We start from the raw sequence: 22183 nt of genomic DNA, 5'->3' as shown, positions 1-22183 counted from the left end.
AAGGTGCGCGGCTGCGGTCATCCCGCGGGAAGTCGAAGGGCCATGTCAAAAAGCCGTGCGGGCGTTCCCCCCGCCCGCGCGGCGGCCCGCGGGAGCTGGTTTGCTCTCGTTGCGATAACGCTGTTCGCGCAGCCAGCTCTCTCGGAGGAAAACTCCGCCGATGAGTTCGTCGCAGCGGCCATCGACAAGCGACAGTACCTGGCCGCGGTCACGCTGATCGCGCGACATGGCAAGGTTGTTTCCTGGAAAGCGCATGGACGACGCGAGCTCGGCTCACCGGACGCGCTCGACCCCAATGCCATCTTCCGCATCTACTCCATGACCAAGCCCATCACGTCGGTGGCGGCACTGATGCTAATGGAACACGGCAAGTTCCAGCTCGACGAGCCAGTCAGCAAGTATCTGCCCGAGCTCGGCGAGCTACGGGTGCTCGCTGGAGGAACGGCTGATGCGCCGGAGCTGCGGGCGCCGAAGCGCCCCATGACGATTCGCCAGTTGTTTGTGCATGCTGCCGGGCTCGCTGGCGGCGAGAACACGCCGACGGAGGCCTTGCGGCTGATCGAGCGCGCGGAGTTACATCGAGCGCGGGATCTGCAGAATTACGTCCGCATGTTGAGCAAGGTGCCGCTGGCCGCCGATCCAGGGGCTCTCTTCAACTATGACGGAGTGCACACCAACGTATTGGCCCGCCTGGTCGAAGTGTGGTCGGGCCAGACGTTCGACCGGTATCTTCAAGAGAAGATCTTCGCGCCCTTGCGCATGAAAGACACAGGCTTCACAGTCCCGGTGGGTCAGCGCCACCGCATTGCTCAGATGACGGCAACGGATGCTGCCGGCCGGCTGATCCCTTCGGCGACGTATGCCGGTATCGAGCCGGGACGAGCGATCAATCTGTATTCCAGTGGCGCGGGTGGCCTCTACTCCACGCCGGCAGACTATCTGCGCTTTGCTCAGATGCTGCTCGATGGCGGCGAGCTCGAGGGCGTCCGTATTCTCAGCCACGAGACTGTGAGCTTGATGATGACCAATCAGCTCGGCACTCTCGACCCGCCGCAACGCGAGTTCCGGCCGGGCGAAGGCTTCGGACTCGGCGGCGCTGTCGGGATCGATCAGGCTCGGCGCGCGCGCTTGGGTAGCGTCGGTGACTTCGGTTGGTTCGGTGCGGCTTCGACTTACTTCACTGTTGATCCGCGCGAAGGACTGATTGCGATGCTGTTCATGCAACATCTGCCGGAAGGCTCGGGTGCCGCACCACCCAGGCTCAACGGTCAGTTTTACACTCTGGTTTATCAATCGTTGGTGCAGTGAGCGCGTCATGATCCTCGTCGCCGGCTCGGCCAATCTCGACTTCGTGGTGCAGGCATCGCACATCCCGGCGCCGGGCGAGACCGTGCTCGGGCGCGAGTTCAAAACGTATCCGGGCGGCAAGGGTGCAAATCAAGCCATTGCCTGTGCCCGTGCCGGACGGGCAGCGACGCAGATGCTGCTTGCGTTGGGCAACGATCCGTTCTCCAAACCGATAGAGGCTTCGTTGCTCGCGGCGGGCGTGCAGATGCACGTGGTGCGCGTCGAGGATCAGCCAACGGGCACAGCGTTTATTTGTGTTTCGGATGACGCCGAGAATGCAATCACTGTCGCGCCCGGCGCCAACAACGAGTTGCGTGCCCAGCACCTGCCGGCGCTGGATGGCTGCAATTATCTGCTGCTGCAGCTGGAAACTCCCGTCGAAACGGTCATCGCCTACGCTCGACAGGCGCGTACGCTTGGCGTGCGAGTCGTGCTGAACGCGGCGCCCGCACGCGCGCTGCCCGATGAGTTGCTCGAACTACTCGACGTGCTGGTAGTCAACAAAGGCGAGCTCGCAACGGTCGCGGCCCATCAAGGCAGCATCGAACAATGCATGCAGCGAATTGACGTGCCGTGCATCGTCGTGACTCTCGGCGACCGAGGCTGCTGCGCGCGTGTCGAGGGCGAGCTGATCATGCAAGACGCCTTTGCCGTGATGCCGGTGGACACCACGGCCGCGGGTGATACTTTCTGTGGCGTGCTGGTCGCAGCGCTGGATCGAGGCCTCGGCATGGCGCAGGCGCTGCGCTGGGCCAACGCCGCCGGCGCTCTCGCCTGCACCAAACATGGCGCGCAATCGAGCATCCCGACGCACGCCGAACTGCTGGAATTTCTGTCTCAACATCCCTGCCCGAACTCATGAAATCGAAGCCGCAACGCGCTCCCGTGACTCAAGTCGGCGAGTACGCTCTTCCGCACACTGTTGGCGCTCACTTGCCGACGCCGGGCAAAGCTCCGGGCTGGCCCATGATCAACATCGGCCAATGGCGCATCGATGTGACGGGCGCCGTGCCGGTGTGGCTCGCCGAGATGAAGGTGTGGCGGCACGAGCATCTGATTCGTATGGGCTACGACGATTCCGAATATCGCCGACCCGAGTTCGCGTGGACGCAGAAGAACATCGTGCACACGCAGATGATGGTCGAAGATCGTTATTTCTACGACCCGGTTGCGGGGCGTTACACCGTCGACAAGTATCTCGACGATCTCGAGCGCCGCTTCGGCGGCATCGACAGCGTGCTCATCTGGTACGTCTACACCAACATCGGCATCGACGATCGCAATCAAACCGCGCTGGCGAGCGATCTGCCCGGCGGACTGGAAGGCTTGAAGCAGGCGATTGCGGACTTCCATCGTCGCGGCGTGAAAGTATTTCTGCCCACCATGGCATGGGACAACGGCACCAAAGGTGAAGGCGTGCCGGACTGGGAAGCAGTTGCCAAGCTCGCGAAGCTGGTTGGCGCCGATGGCGTGAATGGCGACACATACAACGGCGTGCCGCGCTCGTTCCGTGTGGCCTCTGAAGCCATCGGCCATCCGCTCGCGTTCCAGCCCGAGTCGGTGCCATATGCTGACGAGCAGCTGATGTGGAACAACCAGAGCTGGGGCAGGGCCTCCACCGAGATCATTCCCGCGGTCAGCAAGCTCAAGTGGCTCGAGCCGCGCCACGTGATCAACATCGAGAACCGTTGGGCGCGAGATCGCACCGACGACTTCCACTACATGTTCTTCAACGGCATCGGCTACGTCGCCTGGGAGAACGTGTGGGGTGTGTGGAATCAGTTCACGGCGCGCGATGGAGAAGCGCTGCGCCGACTGTCGGCGCTGTTGCGCAAGTTCTCCGAGCTGTTTGTGAGCATGGATTGGGAGCCGTACGCGCTGACACTTCAGCAGGGCGTGTTCGCAAGCAAGTTCCCGTCGCCGACCAAGACGCTGTGGAGCATCGTCAATCGCAATGAATACGACATGTTCGGCGAGCAACTGGTCGTGCCGCACGTCGAGGGTCGGACGTACTACGACTTGTGGAATGGCACGCGCCTCTCGCCCCGCATCGTCGACGGCCAGGCTCACATTTCTCTGACCTTGGAAACGCGCGGCTACGGTGCGGTCCTTGCACTCGAGAGCGGCGCGAGTGTCGAAGGCCTCGATGCGCTGCTCGCGCAGATGAAGAAATACAACGAAGTCCCGCTGCAGTCGCTGTCGAACGTCTGGCAAGCGATCCCGCAAAAGATGGTGGAGATCGAGTCGACCAGGCCCGCGGCCTCGGCCCCCGAAGGCATGGTCACGATTCCGGCCGCGGATTTCGACTTCGTCGTCGGCGGCATCGAGATCGAGGGCTACACCTGGAAGGGCCTGGATTTCCAGTATCCCTGGGAGAACTCGGCGCGTCGCAGCCATCGGCATCGCATGCACGTCAAGTCGTTCCACATCGACAAATATCCGGTGACCAATGCCCAGTTCAGGAAATTCCTGGACGCGAGCGGCTATCGACCGAAGGATGCGCACAACTTCCTGCGCGATTGGGTCGACGGCGCGCCACGCAAGGGCTGGGAGAAGAAGCCGGTCACATGGGTGTCGATCGAGGACGCGCGGGCCTATGCCGCCTGGGCCGGCAAACGGCTGCCGCATGAATGGGAGTGGCAGTACGCCGCGCAGGGCACCGATGGTCGTCTCTATCCGTGGGGCAACGACTGGAATACGTCGAACATGCCCACGCAGAGCAAGGAACGTGAGATGCCTGTGCCTGCCGACGTGGATGCCCATCCCCAAGCAGCGAGCCCGTTTGGTGTGATGGACCTGGTCGGCAACGTGTGGCAATGGACCAGTGAGTTCTACGACGAGCATACGCGTGCCGCTGCACTTCGCGGTGGCAGCTCTTATCTGCCGCAAACATCGCACTGGTACTTCCCTCAGGCGTATCAGCTCGATCAGCATGGCAAGTATCTGCTGATGGCGCCGTCGAAAGATCGCGCGGGCATGCTGGGTTTCCGCTGCGTCGTGGACGCCGGCTGATTCGCTGTGCCCAACGCGCTCATGCAGTTTGCAGATCCGGCGGATGTCGCACTCGGCGGCGTCCTCGGCGAAGCATTGACCGCCAATTCATTGGGCCGGCTGAGCCGCTTCATCGTCGACGAACACAGTCCCGCGATTGCTTTGTTCCATCCGAAGCATCGCGAGCAGAACTACGAAGGCGACTGGTATGGCGAGCACGCGGGCAAATGGCTGTATGCAGCGGCGCGAGCCGCTCATCGCAGCGGAGATCGCGATCTTCGCGAGAATGTACTGCGCGTGGCGAATTTTCTGGTCGGCGTTCAGACGCCGGAAGGTTATCTAGGCACCTACGCACTCGAGCGTCGCTTCACTCGCAAACAGCAGCCACCGTTGCGCACGTGGGACGGAGCGCCGAGCCTCCGCACTTGGGATATCTGGACTCATAGCTATCTCATCCTGGGCCTGCTCGAGGTCCACAAGTATTTCCCCGATGCGAAGTATGTCGGGGCCGCGAGTCGCATTGGCGAGCTCTGCTGGCGAGCCCTGACGCTGGGTGAGATCGACATCACCGAGCTGGGCAATCACTTCGGAATGTCGGCGACGGTGCTGCTCGACCCGGCGGTGGAGTTGTACTTCGCTACCGGCGACAAGCTCTATCTGGAGCTGGCGACGCGCATCGTCGAGCAAGCGGAGGCACGGCCGGAGTTGCGGTTGATCTCGCAGGCACTGGCGGGCGCAGATGCGGCAGAGATCGCGACCGGCAAGGCTTATCAGCTGTGCTGGAATCTGGTTGGGCTCGCAAAGCTGCATCGAGCGACGGGCGACGAGCGATATGCAACGGTCGTGACGCGACTGTGGCACTCGATTCGCGAGCATCACCTGACGCTGGGCGGCGGGCCTTGGGGCGGTGTCGGGCATCGCTCGCGGGAAGTGTTCAATCATCCGAGTGTCTTCAGTCCTCACGCGTACGTTGAAACGTGCTCAATCCTCGCGTGGCTGCAATTGAATCGCGAGCTGCTGACGATCACCGGAGAGGCGCGTTACGCCGAAGAGATCGAGCGGACCGCATACAACGATCTGCTCGGTGCGGCTGCGCCTGACGGCGAAGACTGGTGCTACTACCAGTCTCCGAACGGCAAGCGTGTGCACACGACGTATTGGCGTTGCTGCAAGTCCAGCGGGGCCATGGCGTTGGAGGAACTGTCGGCGATCGCTTATGCGAAGCATGGGCAGAACCTGTGCGTGAATCTGCTAGGGCCGGGGCACGCGACGCTCACGAATGAAGCAGCCGGACGCGTGCGCCTGGAGCAGGTCACAAACTATCCGTTCGATGGTCGCGTGCGATTGCGAGTCGATCCAGAACGTCCGGCCAGCTTCAGCTTGCGGGTTCGTATTCCCTCGTGGGTCGGCCGCGTCGAAGCGACGATCAATGGCGCGTCGATTCCCGGCATCGGCGCGGGCGAATTCCTGACCGTGAATCGGGAGTGGCGCAGCGGCGACGAACTGATTCTGAATGTTCCTCTGCAGCCGAAGATCCATCAGCGCGCGAGCTTCAGCGTGCAGGAGTCGCGAGCGCCCGATGGCGCGCCCATCGCTCAGGAGGTCATGCACTATGACTATCTGGCGTTGACGCACGGGCCGCTGGTTTTTGCTACAACGTTGATCGACGAATTCAAGAGCGCGGAGACGCTGCTCATGCAGCGGGACTCGCTGGAGCAGGCGGTCGAAGTCGTGAATGCGCAGTCGGGGCCGGAGCTGCGATTGCACTCGCAGGGACGCAAGCCGCTGACATTCACGCCGTACTTTGCGACCGGCGGCCGACAGGATGGCGCGTGGCGGCTGACCTGGATGCAGGTGTCATGGTCCTGACATGACCGCAGAATTTGTGATGTTTGAGGATAGGGCGAGTGGCTTCCTGTTTGGCCCGTGCTCGGCGAGACTGAACGGGAAGGAACACCGATATTCGAGTTATGGCGACCACACCTAAATCGACGCTATCCGAGCGCGCCGGCCCGGCCGGGCCATTGAGCGGCGTCATAGTGCTCGATCTGAGCGCGTACATCGCAGGCCCCTACGGCTGCACGTTGCTGGCCGATCAAGGCGCGCGCGTCATCAAGATCGAGCCTCCAGATGGCGATAACCTGCGCAAGTATCCTTCGACGCTGGAGGACGAGAGCCGTGCATTCATCGGCATCAATCGCAGCAAGCTCGGTGTCGCGCTCGATTTGAAGAAGGCTGAAGGCTTGGCCGCGCTGTTGCGTCTCGTGCGCGCGGCCGACGTGCTCGTGCACAACTTCCGCCCGGGCGTGCCCAAGCGCCTGGGCATCGATTTCGATCAGTTGTCACAGATCAATCCGCGACTGATCTATTGCGCCGTCACGGGCTATGGCGAGAAGGGTCCACTGAAGGACAAGGCCGGCTACGATCAGGTGCTGCAGACCATGACCGGCATGTGCACGCTACAGGGCAAGCGCGGCGGCGCGCCGGAGATCATTTACGGCTCCGTCGTCGATTACTACGCGGCGGCGTTGCTGGCGGGCGGTGTTTCTTCGGCGCTTTATGAGCGGGAACGGAGCGGACGGGGACAGTTCGTCGGCGTCTCGTTGCTACGAAGCGCGTTGACCATGCAGTCCGCGCGACTCGTGTGGGTCGATGGCGAGCCGCGTGACATCGGCCGTGACTTTCGCTCGGGCGGCATCACGGGTTTGCACCCGACGCGCGAAGGATATTTGTACATCTCCGCGAACACGCCGCACTTCTGGCGAGCGCTGTGCGAGAAAGTGAAGCTACCGGAGCTGGCAGCAAACGAGCGTTATGACTCGGTTCGCAAGCGCGCCCAGCACGCGGCTGAGATCGTGCCGAAGCTGCACGAAGCTTTGCACGAGCGCACGGCGCTGGAATGGGAAGCGCACTTCGGCGATCAAGTGCCGTGCGCGGCGGCCAGAGCCATCGAAGATGTGTTCGACAACGAGCAGGTGCTGGCGGAGGAAATGGTCACCACGCTGGATCACTCGCTGGTCGGCAAGTATCGCGGCCTCACTCGATCCATCAAATTCGATCGCACACCGGGCCCGGCTCCGTTCGCCGCTCCCAGCTTCGGCGAACATACTCGCGCCGTCCTCGAAAGCGCGGGTTGTTCGGAGGCGGAGATCGAGGCGCTGATAGGAGTTCGAAGTTAAGGGGCGGTGGCCTTGCAGTATTGCTCGACATACGCCTGATGCTTCGGCAGCTGTAGCACCGTGTTGTCGACTTGCGATTTGATTTGATCCAGGAATCTCGACAGCTCCGCGTCGCCCATCAAGTCCGCCACCTGGTGATATTGCTTGGGCACGATGCCCTGGCCGAGCATCACCTGGATCCAGGAGTTCTCGGCGAACAGCTCGTTCTGTAAGCGGAATACCCGACCAGTCTCGCGGAACAGGTCGATGCGATGCTGTAACGACGCGGGTATTTCCATGGTCCGGCAGGCGTTCCAGAACGGCGTGTCCTGGCGATTGGTGACGTGGTAGTGCAGGACGATGAAGTCGCGGATGTGCTCCAGCTCCGCCACCGTCTGGCGATTGAACTCCGCGATGTCGCTCGGATTGATGCCCGTGCCTGGAAACATCTGTAGCAGGCGGATGATGCTGCGGCCGATCAGATGAATGCTGGTCGACTCCAGCGGCTCGATGAAGCCGCTCGCGAGTCCGACGGCGACGCAGTTTTTCACCCAGGTTTGCCGCCGCTGGCCGGGCTTGAACTTGATGACGCGCGGCTCGGTGCGCACCTTGCCTTCGATGTTCGCGAGCAACGACTGTTTCGCCTGCTCGTCGCTGATGTAACGGCTGCAATAAACCATGCCATTGCCAACGCGGTGTTGCAGCGGAATGCGCCACTGCCATCCAGATTCACGCGCGATGGAGCGCGTCAATGGAATGGCGTCACCGACGGATTCTGTTTGGACGGCGACTGCGCTGTCGCACGGCAGCCAGTGCGACCAATCCTCATATGGCTCGTGCAGCGTCTGGCCGATCAGGAGTGCGCGGAAGCCGGTGCAGTCGATGAACAGATCGCCTTCGATCTCCGCGCCCGAGTCCAGGCGAATGGCTTTGATGAAGCCAGTGTCGTCGTGCGTGAGGACGTTGGTGATCTTTCCTTCGATGCGCTTGACCCCATAGCCCTCGCTGAACTTCCGCAGGAACCTGGCGTAGAGGCCGGCATCGATGTGAAAGGCGTAGTTCATGCCGCTGCGTGGCAAGTGCGCGAACTTGTTTTCGAGCGCGGCCTTCAGCTCGACGCAGTAGTCGCCATAGTCGCCGGCGAGATTGCGCTGGCGGCCCTTGAGCCAGAAGTGCTGGAAGCCGGCGGTCCAGTGATCCTTGCCCGTGGTGCCGAACGAATGGATGTAGTGCTGGTTCACGTCGCGCCAGTTCTCGAAGCCGATGCCGAGCTTGAACGTTCCCTGGGTCGCGGCCATGAACTCCTGCTCGTTGATGTCGAGCAGGCGGTGAAATGTCACCAATGTCGGGATGGTCGCTTCGCCGACGCCGACCGTGCCGATCTCATCGGACTCGACCAGCTTGATGTCGAGCGCCTTGCCCAGGGTTCGCGACAGACCGGCGGCGACCATCCAACCCGCAGTGCCGCCGCCGGCGATGACGATCTTCTGGATGCGTTTGCTGGTCATGCAATTCCCCTAACGATTCAATCTTTGCAGCAGCCGCGCGCGAATGTCGCGGGCGATGTCGGCGTCCATGGGCGACAAGGCGCGGCGGGCGCCTTCTGGAATATGTGCGGCGGTCTGCTCGTCCGCCTCGAAAACATAGTGACGAAACAGGTTGAACCATGCGTCACGCTGCTCTTTCGGCAGATCGCGCACGGTCATGATCGCGTACATCAACGCGCCGATCGGCGAGTCCATGAACGCCGGCGAGCGGCGCCACCAGTAGTTCACCAGCACATTGAGGCTGTCGAGCGCCTCGATGTGATGCCACCACATGCTCGGAATGAAAATCGCATCGCCGGGGCTGAGCTCGGCCACGTGTGCGTGACGCGCTGCCTCGGCGAACTTCGGGAAGCGCTGCAGGTCCGGCTTCGCGAAATCCACCATGCTGATGGCCTGTCCGGCCGGCGTGAAATCCAGCGGCCCGATATACAGATTCTCCAACTGCTCGGGCGGGAACAAGGTGAAGCGTCGATGACCGACGACCACGCACGCGATGTTGTCGGGCAGATCGTGATGAGCGGCGATGCGCGTGCGATTGCCCAGCCAGATGCTGACGAGCGGCTGCCGCTCGCGGAAGCCCAGATCGTTCTCGCCACGGAATCCCGGCAAACACGTGTCGACCGTCGTCGAGCCGACGTAGATGGCCGGCGGCTTCACCGCATCCTTGTGACGCTCGACTTCATCGAGCATGACGTCCAGCTTCAGCTTGACCGCTTTGAAGTTGAAGCCGCTCAGGTCCTCGTTATAGAAGAACCGGCCGTCGATCTCCGGTGCGCCGAGCAGCGCGCCCACCGTCGCATCACGATAAAACTTGCGGATGTAGGCGACCGCGGACTGATTCGATTCCAGCCCCGCACGCACCATCGGCCAATCGGCGACCAGCCCCTTGAGCACGACTGGCTGCGTCGACAACAGCACATCGTCCGGCAGCGCGCGCGGATCGACTCCGGCGATCTCCGGGATTCTTCTAGCGCTCGCCAGCATTGAGCTTGTTCACACGCTCGATCAGCGCGCGGAAGTTGGAAATAGAAGCGATCGCCATGTAGATGGCGTGCAGGTGGCCGGCACGATTCAATCGTTCCAGCACCGCGCCGTTCAGGTCGAGCAGGCGCTCCTCCTTGAGGGTGTAGAAGCCGGCCAGTCGGTTCTGCGAGCCATCGTTCAGCTGGATGTCGAGCACGAACGACTCGAGCAACTCGTACTGGAGCAGTGCGCCGATGAAAGGCTCGTTGGCGGCGAGACCGTGATGGATGGCGAGCAGCAGCGAATTCATACGTTCGAGGAATTCGGTATTGCCGCCGAACTCGCGGAAGATCGGCTCGCCCTGCGTGCGGCTGACGCGCGGGCTATCCAGATCGATGTGCATCATCGGCTGGCGGTCCTGCGAGAAACCGATCAGGAACGGCAGGCGCTCGATGGTCATCGGAATGTACGTCGCGTCCCAGCCCTGCTTGCCAAGAAACAAATTCTGCCCGTCCTTGAACCCGAGCAACGCCACCGGTTCGAACTGCCCCTGCGCGTTTTTGCGAAACACGATGGGATAGTGCGCCTGGAGGTTGCGGAACTCTCCAGGGAACGTGGTCGCGAGCATGACGTTGTCGCCGTACTCGGCGCTGCGCGTCGTGATCACGCGCAGGTCTTTGTGGTCGACGTTGTTCAGCAGGACGTGTTTGCTCATAGCGCGTCAAATTCTCGACAGACCGTTGCGCCTGATGTGATCGATCAGCGCTCGGTTCGTGGGTAGTGCGGCCAGCATCTTGCTCGTCAGTGCGGCTGCTTCACGGAAGTAACCATCGGCGCGCTCGGCGTCATCGCTGCGTCGAGCAGCGCCGGAGCGATCCGGGCGAAAGCCCATTCCGTACAGCACGTACTGATAACTCGCCGATGGGAATACTTCTTCGATGCGATGGAAATCGTAACGGGACGGCGGCTGATGGCGCCACATCGTCAGTTGTTCCTGCAGGCGTTCGGGTATGGAAGCGGGGCGAGCATTGTCGCGCCAGAAATCCGAGTCGGTCCGTCGGGTGAGCACGTAGTGCAGCTTCAGGAAGTCGATCACTCGCTCCCAGCGGTAGGTGAAAGCATCGTTGAAGCGGCGAGCGACGATGTCCATCGAAGCGCGCGTTGTCGGCATCTGGTCTCTCAACATCGCAGCAGAGAGCTCGACCAGCGCGAGTGCCGAAGCTTCCAGCGGCTCGATGAATCCCGCTGAAAGCCCGATCGCCACGCAGTTCCGGTGCCAGAACTTGTCGCGGTAGCCCGGATTGAACGTGAGTTTGCGCGGCGACGGTACGCCCTGCGGCCCGCCCGTGCGCTCGATGTATGCCCGCAGCTCGCGTTCGGCGGCTTCGTCTGTGGTGTGCGCGCTCGAATACACGTGACCGATGCCGCGTCGTGTCGGCAGGCCGATATCCCAGATCCAGCCGTTGCTTTGTGCGGTCGAGACGGTCTGCGACCCGATCGGGCTGTCGTCGTTCTGATAGGGCACCTGGATGGCCAGTGCCGAATCGTTGAACAGCACGTGCTTCTGCGACTTGAACGGCACGCCGTAGTGCTGACCGAGCAGCAGCGACTGCATGCCGCTGCAGTCGACGAAGAGATCGGCGGCGACCGCGCCGTTGTCCTTGGTCTGCACCGACGCGATATCGCCGTTGTCGTGCGTGTTGATGCCGACGACGTGGTCGAGAACATGGTGCACGCCCAGTTGCTCGACGCAGTGCTTGCGCAGGAACAGACCGAACTTGCCGGCATCGAGGTGATAGGCGTAGTTGGCGACGGCCGCGTACTCTGGCGTCGACGCTTGTTTGGGCGCCTTGTCACGCGCGCACAGGTGCGGCTGAAAGCTCACCAGGTCCGCAAAGGGCGTATCGGCATGGCGTTCCAACCAGCCCGCAACCAGATTGGTCTCGGTATAGCCGTGCGGCAGAACGAAAGGATGAAAGTAACGATCGTCCTGTCGATTGCTGACCCATTGCTGGAACTTCGAGCCTTGCTTGAACGAGGCGTCGCATTCGCGGATGAAGTCGGTCTCGGTCACGCCGATGCTTCTGAGCGTGTCACGCATCGTCGGCCAGGTGCCCTCGCCGACACCGATGGGCCCGATATTCGGCGACTCGAGCAGAGTGATTCGCAGCGTCGGGCCGGTGCGCGAGCGATGCTCGGCGGCGAGCACACCGGCGGTCAACCAGCCGGCCGAGCCGCCACCCACGATCAGGATGTGTTGGATCTCCGCCATCGCTCAATAATGCCTGTGAAAAGAAAAAGCCGCTGGGGGAAACAGCGGCTTCTCCTGCCTGCAGCTTCGGTGCAGGCCCCGGCTCAATCGCCGAACTTGTAGCGCGCGCCGACCATGAAGCGCGGGCCCGTCTGCTGGACCATGATCACCTGATGAGAGTTGCGGCTGTGCTGGCGATAGATCTCGTCGGTGAGATTGATCGCCTCGGCCATCAACGTCAGGTTGTCGTTCCAGTTGTAGCTGGCGTTCACGTCGAGCTGACCGTACGCCTCGGTGTAGACGGGGTTCGGCAGGCCACCGCCGTCGAAGCGTGCGGCAAGGAACTCGTCACGCCAGTTGTACGCCGCGCGCACCTGGAATCTGTCGTTCTCGTAGAACGCCACCACGTTGGCCGCATCGCTCAGGCCTTCCAGTGCGAACTGTTCGCCGCGGTTGTGGTTGTCGTACGTGAGATTGGAGTCGACCAGCGTGTAGTTCGCCGACACGCCGAAGCCGGTGGCGCCGAACATGTGCTGTACGTTGAGCTCCCAGCCATCCAGCGACGCGGACTTCTGGTTCGCCGGCACCTTGATGCCGAACGTCACGATCGGATCGCCCGGCAGGCCGGAAATGATGCCGGTGCGGACATTCGGATTCTCCGGGTTGATCGGATCCGCGTCCACGCCGGGATCGCCATCGTGGTTGTTGAAAATGTAGTTGCGGACACAGGTCAGCTCCGCAGTGGGACAGGCATTGGCGACGGCTTCCTGGAAATACGCGCCCTGGCCGGGATGGTGCAGATCGTACGGAGTCTGCGTTTCCAGCGTCGTGCCGATGTAGTTGTCGATGTTCTTGCGGAAGTAACCCACCGACAGATAGCTCGCGTCGGCGTAATACCATTCGAGCGAGAAGTCGATGTTCTCCGATTCCAGCGGCTTCAGTCCCGGATTGCCCTGGTTGCCGGTGCCGCCGTTGATGCGGACGATCTGGTCGACGGTGCGGCCGCCCTGGATCTGATCCCACAGCGGCCGGCCGATGCTCTGGCCGTAGCTTGCGCGCAGCTTGACGCTGTCGGTCAGGTCGACGGCGAAGTCGAGGCTCGGCAGCACGTAGTCATAATCGCCTTCGAGCTGTTCGTAGATGCCGGGGCCGAGCACCAACGGGAACTCGTTGTTCGCGACCCAGTTGATGCCGGTGACCGTCGGCACGAGCGAGCGCGAAGTCACATCCGTCTTCTCATAACGCAGGCCGACCGCGCCCTGCATGGGCAGGCCCCATTCCCATTCCTGGCTGTACTGCACGAATGCGCTCTGCGACTCTTCCTGGACGCGCCGGTCCACCTGGAAGATCGGCGAGGCGCGATAGTTCTCGTCGCCGTCGACGGATGCGGCGATGTTGCGCACGGTCTCGAAATCGAAGGTGAAGAACTGATTGAACAGGTTCGGATTGCCGCTACCGGAAATATTGTCGAAGTAGTGACGCACGGTATCGGCGCGCCACACGTCGTCGGGATAAGCGCTGGCGTCGCCGTTGCTGCTCCACGAATCCATTTGCACGTTGGAATAGGCGGAGCGGTTCTTCAGATCGGTCAGCGCCACACCGAAGTTGAGCCGCGACTCATCGGTGAAGTCCAGGTTGCCACTGAGCTGAGCCTGCTGGATCTCCGTCTTCATGTAGCTGTTGCGGAAGCTGGAGCCGGTCACTTCGGTGCGCGCAGGATCGATGGCTGTCATGCCGGGCGGCAGCTGTACGCTGATGACCGGGAAGTCCTTCGAGAAGTCCGCTGTGGTCGTGCCGCGGAAGAAGCCAGCCACGCCGAGCACTGCGTTCGAGCCGTACGGGCTGTCGGGACCCGATTCCGCGCTCGAATCGTGGAAATCGAATGCCAGGCCGAAGCGATCGGTGGCCCGCCACTCGACGTTGAAGCCGACCGAATTGTTCTCGTTCTTGGTGGCGAACTTGGCGCCGCCCATGGACAGATCCGAGGGAGCCGCGACGGCATCGATGGCTTCCGAGTAGATCAGCGGCGCGGCCACCGGGCCGTCCGTCCAGGTGCTCGTCGACGGACCGAAGTTGAACCACACCGAGAGCTCGTTGCGCTGTTGCGCGATCTTGTTCTCGGAGTAGGTGTAGTCGAGCGTCGTCGTGATGGTGTCGGTCGGCGCGTACTGCAAGGTCAGCTGACCGTTGGTGCGCTTACGCTCGACGCCGTTGACGCTATAACCCAGGTTTTGCGGCACCGAATAGGTGTCGGTCGCATCGGGGCGATTGGTGATGCGCTCCGAGCCCGGCGCGCCGGCCTGGGGAATCGTGCCCCAGTTGTTCTCATCGCCGGCGAAGGATTTCCAACCGTTCCCCACCGACGCTTGATTGAAGCCGAAGTCGCGTTCCTGGTAGCTCGCGCTGAGCGCGATGCCGAACTTGTCATCGCCGAAGGTCTGGCTGTAGATGCCGGAAACTTCGGGAGTGATGGAGTCGCCTTTCAGGCCGCTCGGCAGATTGTCCACCGACGTGTCCATCACGCCCTTGGCGCCGAAGCTGGTGTGCAAGCCCGGATTGTCGAGCGGGCGCGCGGTCTTGATGTTGACCGTCGCGCCGATGCCGCCGGTGGGCGTAGCCGCGCGACTGGTCTTGTACACCTCGATCGCCGAGATCGATTCGGAAGCGAGGTTGGCGAAATCGAAAGCGCGCGATGCCGATGCGCCCGTGTCCAACAGTGCCGATGCGGGCATCTGGCGGCCGTTCAACAACACCAGGTTGTAGTCCGGTCCAACGCCGCGAACCGTGACTTTCGAGCCTTCACCGAGCGAGCGATCGATGGATACGCCGCTGACTCGCTGCATGGACTCGGCCAGGTTGGTGTCCGGGAACTTGCCGATGTCTTCGGCAACGATGCCGTCCATCACGCCCTGCGAGTCGCGCTTCAGCTCCATCGATGAGGTGAGACTGCCGCGGATGCCGGTGACCACCACCTCTTCGAGCTCGGTGGTTTGCTGTGAAACGGCGGGTAGTGCGACCGCCGTTCCGAGAATTAACGAGATAGCACGCGCTACTTTATTGCGTTGAAATGCGCGATCGCTCACGACTGTTTACCCCCGATGTCCATTCGCTGCCAATTTATTGTTGCGCTGGGCGTCCGGCGGAGAGACCCGTAAACACCGGATGTAAGCGCTTACAAATTACGGTAGCATGCTCCCGAGCGATCCGGCAAGCGGGCTGATGCACGCCGGCTGGCGAAGTTTGGGGGAAGCGGTCATAGTTATCGCTAACATCGTGGCGCGACCACGTCACGATATGACCGCGCGACTGAAATCACGATTAAAAACATCGGCGAGTCACATGTTGCAAGGCAAGTTGAACATCGGTTTCGTGGCGCTGACGGTCGCGATCGGGGGATTCCTGCTCGGTTTCGACGCCACCGTGATCTCCGGCGTCGTGCCGTTCATCAAGGACTATTTCTCGCTCAGCGGCGCGAGCGGCGATTTGAAACTCGGCTTTGCCGTCAGCAGCCTCGGCTGGGGTGCGATGGCGGGCAATGCCATCGCGGGTCCATTGAGCGATCGTTTCGGCCGGCGGCGGGTTTTGCTCGGCACCGCGTTGTTATTCGTGATGTCTTCGCTACTGGCCGCTTCCGCTACTTCATTCCCGAGCTTCGTCGCCGCTCGCATCGTCGGCGGACTGGCGGTCGGCGGCGCGATTCTGATTGCGCCGGTTTATATCGCGGAGATTGCCCCGGCCGAGAAGCGCGGCAGCCTGGTGTCCTTGAATCAGTTGATGATCGTGATCGGCATCTCGGCTTCGTTTTTCTCGAATTATTTCCTGCTCGATCTGGGCGAACACAACTGGCGCTACATGCTCGGCGTGCAGATGGTGCCGGCGCTGTTGTACTTCACTTTGTTGTGGTTCGTTCCGGAGAGCCCGCGCTGGTTGCTGTTAAAGGGCCAGGATGAAGCAGCCCTCGCCGTACTGCGCAGAGTCGCTGGCGAGCAGCAGGCGCAGGAGAACCTGCAACAGATCCAGCGCAGCCTGACGATGAAAGCAGTGTCGCGCGGCTTTCGCGGTTTGCTCGACTCGCGCGTGCGGATGATCATGATCATCGCGCTCGGCCTGGCGTTCTTTCAGCAGATCACGGGCATCAATGCGATCTTCTATTACTTGCCGACGATCTTCACGCAGGCCGGCGGCGGCGTGGACGACGCGTTCCGCCAGGCTGTGATGGTCGGCATGGTGAATGTGGCGATGACGTTCGTCGCGATCTGGCTGATCGACAAGCTGGGACGCAAGCCGCTGCTGATCGTGGGCATTGCCGGCATGGCGCTGTCGTTGTTCGCGATCAGCTGGGCGTTCAGCCAGGAAAGTTACAATGCCCGCCTGGTGCTGATCGCCATCATCGGTTTCGTCGCTTCGTTCGCGATTTCGCTGGGGCCGGTGATGTGGGTGCTGCTCTCGGAAATATTTCCTAACGAACAGCGCGCCGCAGCCATTTCGGTGGCAGGATTCTGGAACGCGCTGGTCAGCGCCACGGTCACGATGATATTTCCCTGGGCGCTGTCCACGCTGGGCTCGGGCGGCACTTTTCTGGCATTCGCCTTGTTCGCTACCGCGGCGTTGCTGTTCGTGGTGCTGCTCGTGCCCGAAACCAAAGGTCGCACGCTCGAGCAGCTCGAAAGCGACTTGATGACTGCCAAAGCCTGACAATCACTGCACGACGATGAGCAAGCGAGCTGCCAACAACGCGAAGAAGCGCGCTACGACCGCCCTGCCCGATGCCCCGCCCACGCTGGAGATGGTGGCGAAGGAAGCGGGCGTTTCGATTGCGACCGTATCCCGCATCATCAACGGCACCGCGAAGGTGAGCGCCGAGCGCAAGGACGCGGTCGAGGCGGCCATTGCCAAGCTCAATTTCCGGCCGAACGCCGCCGCGCGCGGACTGGCGCTGGGAAAGTCGAACACCATCGGTGTCATCACGCAGGCCATCGACAGCCCGTTCTACGGCGAAGGCTTGCGAGGCATCGAGGATTATCTGCAGCAGCGCGGTTACACGGCGCTGTTCATGAGCGGCAATTGGGATGAGCAGGACGAAGAACGGTGCATGGCCGAGCTGCTGTCCCGGCGCGTCGACGGCATCATCATTTTCTCGGGCCGGCTGGAAGATCGACAGTTGGCCCACTATGCGAAGCAGGTGCCGCTGGTGGTGAGCGGTCGCAGCCTGAAGGCGCAGAACATTTTCAGTCTGCCGGTGGATGACGAGCGGGGTGCGTGGCTCGCGACTCGGCACCTGATCGAGCTCGGGCATCGGCGCATCGCCTTCATCGCCGGCATTCTCGATCACCCGGACGCATCGCTGCGTTTCAAGGGATATCGCCGCGCGCTCGCCGACGCCGGCATTCCGCACGATCCGAAGCTGGTCGTGCCCGGTGACTTCCACGAAGAAGGCGGTGTCGAGGCGACGATGCGGCTGCTCGGGTCCGGAAACAAATTCAGCGCGCTGTTCTGTGTGAACGATCAGACCGCGTACGGCGCGTGCCTGGCCTTGTATCGCCGCGGCTTGAATTGTCCACGCGATGTTTCCGTCGTCGGCTTCGACGACCTGCATTCCTCGTCCTATCGAGTGCCGCCGCTCACCTCGGTGCGTCAATCGATCCGCGTGCTGGGCGAAAGCTCCGGCGCGGCCATGCTTCAGATGCTGCAAGGTGAACAGCCGGATATTTCCTTGCCGCAGGTCGAGCTCATCGTGCGTGAGTCCACCGCGGCGCCTGCAAAAGAATGAAGATAGCGATGACCGATCAATTACCCGTAGCCGAGCTGCGTCGGCGTTTTGCCAGCGATTTTGTCTGGGGCGTGGCCACCAGCGCCTTTCAGATCGAGGGTGCGGCGCGCGCCGACGGCAAGGGCCCGTCGATTTGGGACGACTTCTGCCGCGTGCCTGGCGCAATCGCGGATGGCGGCACCGGCGACGTGGCGTGCGATCACTATCACCGGCTCGAATCCGACCTGGATCTGATCGCCGATCTCGGCGTCACCGCGTATCGCTTTTCCATTTGCTGGCCGCGAGTTCAGCCAGCAGGCGAGGGCGCATACAACGAGCGTGGCATCGAATTCTACGAGCGCCTGGTCGATGGCTTGCTGGAAAGAAACATTCGACCCTACGCGACGCTGTATCACTGGGACCTGCCAGCCGAGCTGCAACGTCTGAACGGCGGCTGGCTGGCGCGCGATACGGCATATCGATTCGCCGAGTACGCGGAGGTGATCTCGCGCCGCTTGGGCGATCGCGTCGTTTCCATCGCGACTCACAACGAGCCTTGGGTCTCGGCGGTGCTTGGCTACGAGCGCGGCGTGTTCGCGCCGGGAGTGAAGGACCGTCGCGTTGCGTACCAGGCCAGTCATCACCTATTGCTGAGTCACGGACTGGCGATGCAGGCGATCCGCGCGAGCGGCGTCAAGGCCGAAGTGGGGATCGTGCTGAACATGTCGCCGGTTCGTCCGGCTACGGATTCCGAGCTCGATGCGCATCATGCGCGGCTCGAAGACGGACGGCTGGTTCGCTGGTACACGGATGCGGTGTTCAAGGGCCAGTATCCGAGCGATATCGTCGAGCATCTCGGCGCCGATGCGCCGGTCGTCCAAGCCGGCGATGCGGCGCTGATCGCGCAACCGTGCGATTTCGTCGGCATCAATTATTACCACCCGACGGTGTCCAGCAGCTCCAATCCTGCCGCGCCGGCTTCCAGCGGCGCAGCCGTCACCGATATGGGCTGGGAGGTTGCACCTCGCAGCCTCTGCGATTTGCTGCTCCGATTGAAGCGCGATTACCAGCTGCCGCCGATCTACATCACCGAGAACGGCGCGGCGTACCGCGACCAGTTAGTGGACGGGCGGATCGAGGACGAGCAGCGACGCCAGTACATCGAGTCGCACCTGCTCGCCGTGGCCGAGGCGATCGACCGGGGTGTCGACGTGCGCGGTTACTTCGTCTGGAGCCTGATGGATAACTTCGAGTGGGCCGAGGGTTACCGCAAGCGGTTCGGCATTGTGCACGTGGACTACGCGACTCTGCGCCGGACTTTGAAGCGCAGCGCGTTGTGGTACCGGTCGTTGCTCAAGACGGCGAGTGTCTGACGATCAGCAGACGCCGACAGGCAGGACCAGTTGAGCGGATTCCGGCTGAGGACCGCGGCGGCCGCGGGCGCGGCCCTTGTTGCTTCGGCCACGGGGGCTGGCGTGAATGGCCGAAAGGGTTTCGCGAGCCGCTACGGTGGCGTGATCTGCGGACTCATAGCCCAACATGCGCGTGAAGAGGTCGACCACCGGCGTATGCCGGTAGCTGTGCAGCTCGTAGCTGTAACCGTCCTGGTCGTGGAAGATCCGTGCGTATCCGTGCTCTGTGTGGAGTAGATCAACCAGCGTGCGCATCGCCTTCGCCAGCAGGGTAAAACGAGACTCGACCACGGGCTCGAGGGCTGTCATGGTCGGGAGTATAAGAACAAGAGGTTTCGGCAAAGAGGCGACCAGTGCGCAGCCTGCGCATTTTAGGGGTTCGCCTTATTCATATTTTTCGCGGGCGGTCGGCGTTGACTTGGCCGTGGGAGGGAATCTCAGCGGCGCCGTCAGTTAATTATCAGCCTGGCCTACGCATACTGCCGCGCTTTTCCGTCACGCGGAGTATGCGATGCGTTTAGGTTCAGTGGTGCTCGCCGGGGCTGTTGCCGTTGGCGCAACGGCTGCGGCCCACGCCGACGAAGCCGGCTTGCTCTACAAGCTGGAGTCGGCGGTCAGCCTGCCCAGCACCGATAGCGGCTGGGATTACATCAAGATGCAGCCGGGCACCGGCCGGTTGTTCCTGGCGCGCGATGTCGATGGCCTGACCGTGTTCGACGTGGACCAGAACAAAGCGATCGCGACCGTCGAGAACTCCAAGGGCGCCAATGGTCCGCTGCTGCTGCCTCAGTACAACCGGGGTTACGTGGCGAACACCGACGGCTCGCTGCTGAGCTTCGACCTGCAGACGCTGAAGCCCATCCAACGCCTGGGGCTCGATAAGGACGGCGGGCTGAATAGTGGCGTGCACGATCCGGCGACCAAGCAGGTGCACTTCATCACCGGTACGCGCCCCGCGCAGTCCACCTGGTACACGCTGGACGCTGCGACCGGCAAGCTGCTGAAGACGACGACTTTCCCGTTCAAGAAGATGGACGATCCGGCGATCGACGGCGCCGGCAACATCTACGCACCGGCGCGCAAGGACAACCTGATCCTCAAGCTCGACTCCAAGACGCTGAAGGAGAGTGCGCGCTGGCAGGTGCCCTGCAATGTTTCCAAAACGCGCTGGCAGGCGAGCACCAAGCGCATCATCGCCGCTTGCGTGGGTGACAACCCGCAAATGTTCTCCGTGGACCCGGCAACCGGCAAAGTGAGCGCGACGGTCGCGATCGGCCCGAGCATCGACGGCATCGGTATCGATGAGAAGCGCAAGCGCATCGTCACCTCCAGTAACGATGGCTTCGTGACCGTGATTCAGCAGAAGGGGCCGGATCAGTTCGCCGTGCTCGGCACTGTCACTACGCGAGTGGAAGCCCGCATGATGTACATGGATGAGCGCAACGCGAACCTGTACTTCGTCACGGCCGATTCGACCACGACGAAGGATGCGAGCGGCCAGGAGAAGCAGGTTTATCACCCGAACAGCTTCGTGGTGCTGACGTACAAGCCGATCTGACGGCTTGTCATGAGCCCTCTCTCGCCGTCCGCGAGAAAGGCAATCAACGTCGGGACCTGTAAATCTCGCACCAACGTGTCGGCGGCGTGCAAAAACCGACGTCTCTTCTCTTAGTGGTGCCTGTCGCGGAAGGTTTTAGCAAGAATTCTCCTTCCACCATCATTACACTCACCCTTCATGCGACAGCGACGTCGTAGTGATCAGGCGAGGCAGTGCATCCATGAAAGTGGTCATCACAGGCGGCACGGGATTTCTGGGTCAACGCCTTGCTGCTCGCATTCTCGAGCAAGGATCTGTATTCGCTCCTTCCGGCGGCCGCGAGGCCGTGAGCGAGATGGCGCTGTTCGACAGCCGAGTCCCACCCGACCTCACAGTCACCGATGAGCGCATCAAGCTGCTGGAGGGCGACATCGCCGATCGCGCCACCGTCGCCAAGCTGATCGATCGGCCGGACATCGCAGTCTTTCATCTCGCCTCGGTCGTGAGCGCCGGCGCCGAGCAGGACTTCGAGCTGGCGATGCGCGTCAATCTGGATGGGCACCGGTATCTGCTCGACGCACTAAAGGCACTCGGTTCCTGTCCGAGATATGTATTCACCAGCTCACTGGCTGTTTACGGTGGCGATGGCAACCTGCGCGAGGTGGATGATCCGACTCGTCACATTCCACAAACCACTTATGGAATGACCAAAGCCATCGGCGAGCTGCTGGTCAATGACTACACTCGCAAGGGTTTCATCGATGGTCGCAGCGCGCGGCTGGGCTTTGTGATCGTACGGCCGGGTGCGCCGAACCGAGCGGCGTCGGGCTTCGCGAGCGGAGTGCTGCGCGAGCCGCTCAATGGTGAAGACTATGTGTGCCCGGTGCCTTTCACGACCAAGGTGGCTGCAACCGGCTATCGCACCGTTATCGAGGGATTGCTGGCGTTGCACGCAGTCGAGGGCAGCAAGCTGGGCGCCGATCGCGCGCTCAATCTAAGAACGAGGACGGTCACGGTCGGCGAGATGATCGAGAGCTTGCGGCGAGTCGCTCGCGATCGAAAGCTCGGCGCGATCAGCGAGCAGCCGGATCCTTTCGTGATGAAGGTAATATCGGGCTGGCCCGAGCAGATGCACGCGACCCGAGCGGCAACGCTCGGGTTTCCGCAGGATGAGAGCATCGATAGCATCATCCGCGAATACATCAGTGACTATCTGAAGTGAGCTCAC

The 22183-nt window shown here is 62.1% G+C and carries 16 protein-coding genes; 10 read left to right on the top strand and 6 right to left on the bottom strand.

Features of this window, described 5'->3' with window-relative positions:
• Positions 1-42: 42 nt before the first annotated feature.
• From EK373_RS02310 to EK373_RS02290, 5 genes are all read left to right on the top strand, one after another.
• Complete coding sequence (locus EK373_RS02310; RefSeq protein WP_129641131.1) at positions 43-1308, top strand: serine hydrolase domain-containing protein; 1266 nt, start codon at positions 43-45, stop codon at positions 1306-1308.
• Positions 1309-1315: 7 nt separating this feature from the next.
• Positions 1316-2209, top strand: a complete 894-nt coding sequence (locus EK373_RS02305) for a ribokinase (protein ID WP_129641130.1) — start codon at positions 1316-1318, stop codon at positions 2207-2209.
• Positions 2206-4359 carry a formylglycine-generating enzyme family protein gene (locus EK373_RS02300; protein ID WP_129641129.1) on the top strand — a complete coding sequence of 718 codons (2154 nt, stop codon included), beginning with the start codon at positions 2206-2208 and terminating at the stop codon, positions 4357-4359. Before EK373_RS02305 ends, EK373_RS02300 begins: the two co-directional genes overlap by 4 nt.
• A gap of 6 nt (positions 4360-4365) precedes the next feature.
• Positions 4366-6207 carry a glycoside hydrolase family 127 protein gene (locus EK373_RS02295; protein WP_198683018.1) on the top strand — a complete coding sequence of 614 codons (1842 nt, stop codon included), beginning with the start codon at positions 4366-4368 and terminating at the stop codon, positions 6205-6207.
• A gap of 101 nt (positions 6208-6308) precedes the next feature.
• Positions 6309-7517 (top strand): CaiB/BaiF CoA transferase family protein, encoded by a 1209-nt coding sequence (locus EK373_RS02290; protein ID WP_129641128.1) that lies wholly within the window; start codon positions 6309-6311, stop codon positions 7515-7517.
• On the opposite strand, the gene EK373_RS02285 is transcribed toward EK373_RS02290, so the two are convergent.
• The 5 genes from EK373_RS02285 to EK373_RS02265 form a co-directional block, all read right to left on the bottom strand.
• Entirely contained in the window at positions 7514-9004 is a 1491-nt protein-coding gene (locus EK373_RS02285) for a tryptophan halogenase family protein (RefSeq protein ID WP_129641127.1), read from the bottom strand. The genes EK373_RS02290 and EK373_RS02285 overlap by 4 nt on opposite strands.
• Positions 9005-9013: 9 nt before the next feature.
• The gene (locus tag EK373_RS02280; RefSeq protein ID WP_129641126.1) at positions 9014-10027 is read right to left on the bottom strand and encodes a cupin-like domain-containing protein; all 1014 of its coding nucleotides are present in this window, start codon (positions 10025-10027) and stop codon (positions 9014-9016) included.
• Positions 10011-10721 (bottom strand): SapC family protein, encoded by a 711-nt coding sequence (locus EK373_RS02275; protein WP_129641125.1) that lies wholly within the window; start codon positions 10719-10721, stop codon positions 10011-10013. The genes EK373_RS02280 and EK373_RS02275 overlap by 17 nt, the downstream gene beginning before the upstream one ends.
• 6 nt (positions 10722-10727) lie before the next feature.
• Positions 10728-12278 (bottom strand): tryptophan halogenase family protein, encoded by a 1551-nt coding sequence (locus EK373_RS02270; protein WP_129641124.1) that lies wholly within the window; start codon positions 12276-12278, stop codon positions 10728-10730.
• Positions 12279-12361: 83 nt separating this feature from the next.
• Positions 12362-15340: a TonB-dependent receptor gene (locus tag EK373_RS02265; RefSeq protein ID WP_129641123.1), complete on the bottom strand. Its 2979-nt coding sequence runs from the start codon at positions 15338-15340 to the stop codon at positions 12362-12364.
• 256 nt (positions 15341-15596) lie between these two features.
• On the opposite strand from EK373_RS02265, the gene EK373_RS02260 reads away from it, so the two are divergent.
• From EK373_RS02260 to EK373_RS02250, 3 genes are read left to right on the top strand one after another with little or no spacing between them, the layout of a single operon-like run.
• Entirely contained in the window at positions 15597-16952 is a 1356-nt protein-coding gene (locus tag EK373_RS02260; RefSeq protein WP_129641122.1) for a sugar porter family MFS transporter, read from the top strand.
• 16 nt (positions 16953-16968) lie between these two features.
• On the top strand, positions 16969-18027 hold the full coding sequence (locus tag EK373_RS02255; RefSeq protein ID WP_129641121.1) for a LacI family DNA-binding transcriptional regulator: 1059 nt from the start codon (positions 16969-16971) through the stop codon (positions 18025-18027).
• A gap of 8 nt (positions 18028-18035) precedes the next feature.
• The gene (locus EK373_RS02250) at positions 18036-19379 is read left to right on the top strand and encodes a GH1 family beta-glucosidase (RefSeq protein WP_129641120.1); all 1344 of its coding nucleotides are present in this window, start codon (positions 18036-18038) and stop codon (positions 19377-19379) included.
• 3 nt (positions 19380-19382) lie between these two features.
• Here the strand turns inward: EK373_RS02250 and EK373_RS02245 are convergent, their stop codons facing one another.
• Positions 19383-19727 carry a hypothetical protein gene (locus EK373_RS02245; RefSeq protein ID WP_129641119.1) on the bottom strand — a complete coding sequence of 115 codons (345 nt, stop codon included), beginning with the start codon at positions 19725-19727 and terminating at the stop codon, positions 19383-19385.
• A 202-nt stretch (positions 19728-19929) separates the two neighbouring features.
• On the opposite strand from EK373_RS02245, the gene EK373_RS02240 reads away from it, so the two are divergent.
• A complete protein-coding gene (locus EK373_RS02240; protein ID WP_129641118.1) occupies positions 19930-20976 on the top strand; it encodes a YncE family protein in 1047 nt (348 codons plus the stop codon).
• A 220-nt stretch (positions 20977-21196) separates the two neighbouring features.
• Positions 21197-22177: a D-erythronate dehydrogenase gene (denD, locus tag EK373_RS02235; RefSeq protein ID WP_129641117.1), complete on the top strand. Its 981-nt coding sequence runs from the start codon at positions 21197-21199 to the stop codon at positions 22175-22177.
• The last annotated feature ends 6 nt before the right edge of the window (positions 22178-22183 follow it).

It is taken from the genome of Peristeroidobacter agariperforans, from assembly GCF_004138335.1.
Lineage (GTDB): Bacteria > Pseudomonadota > Gammaproteobacteria > Steroidobacterales > Steroidobacteraceae > Steroidobacter > Steroidobacter agariperforans.
Note: the sequence above shows the minus strand (reverse complement) of the source record. Positions and strands in the feature narration are given on the sequence as shown.

Coding starts and splice junctions, on each gene's coding strand:
- EK373_RS02300 (WP_129641129.1), top strand. CDS start 2,206: ATGAAATCGAAGCCGCAACGCGCTCCCGTGACTCAAGTCGGCGAGTAC.
- EK373_RS02275 (WP_129641125.1), bottom strand. CDS start 10,721: ATGAGCAAACACGTCCTGCTGAACAACGTCGACCACAAAGACCTGCGC.
- EK373_RS02305 (WP_129641130.1), top strand. CDS start 1,316: ATGATCCTCGTCGCCGGCTCGGCCAATCTCGACTTCGTGGTGCAGGCA.
- EK373_RS02245 (WP_129641119.1), bottom strand. CDS start 19,727: ATGACAGCCCTCGAGCCCGTGGTCGAGTCTCGTTTTACCCTGCTGGCG.
- EK373_RS02240 (WP_129641118.1), top strand. CDS start 19,930: ATGCGTTTAGGTTCAGTGGTGCTCGCCGGGGCTGTTGCCGTTGGCGCA.
- EK373_RS02290 (WP_129641128.1), top strand. CDS start 6,309: ATGGCGACCACACCTAAATCGACGCTATCCGAGCGCGCCGGCCCGGCC.
- EK373_RS02285 (WP_129641127.1), bottom strand. CDS start 9,004: ATGACCAGCAAACGCATCCAGAAGATCGTCATCGCCGGCGGCGGCACT.
- EK373_RS02250 (WP_129641120.1), top strand. CDS start 18,036: ATGACCGATCAATTACCCGTAGCCGAGCTGCGTCGGCGTTTTGCCAGC.
- EK373_RS02280 (WP_129641126.1), bottom strand. CDS start 10,027: ATGCTGGCGAGCGCTAGAAGAATCCCGGAGATCGCCGGAGTCGATCCG.
- EK373_RS02255 (WP_129641121.1), top strand. CDS start 16,969: ATGAGCAAGCGAGCTGCCAACAACGCGAAGAAGCGCGCTACGACCGCC.
- EK373_RS02260 (WP_129641122.1), top strand. CDS start 15,597: ATGTTGCAAGGCAAGTTGAACATCGGTTTCGTGGCGCTGACGGTCGCG.
- EK373_RS02310 (WP_129641131.1), top strand. CDS start 43: ATGTCAAAAAGCCGTGCGGGCGTTCCCCCCGCCCGCGCGGCGGCCCGC.
- denD (WP_129641117.1), top strand. CDS start 21,197: ATGAAAGTGGTCATCACAGGCGGCACGGGATTTCTGGGTCAACGCCTT.
- EK373_RS02270 (WP_129641124.1), bottom strand. CDS start 12,278: ATGGCGGAGATCCAACACATCCTGATCGTGGGTGGCGGCTCGGCCGGC.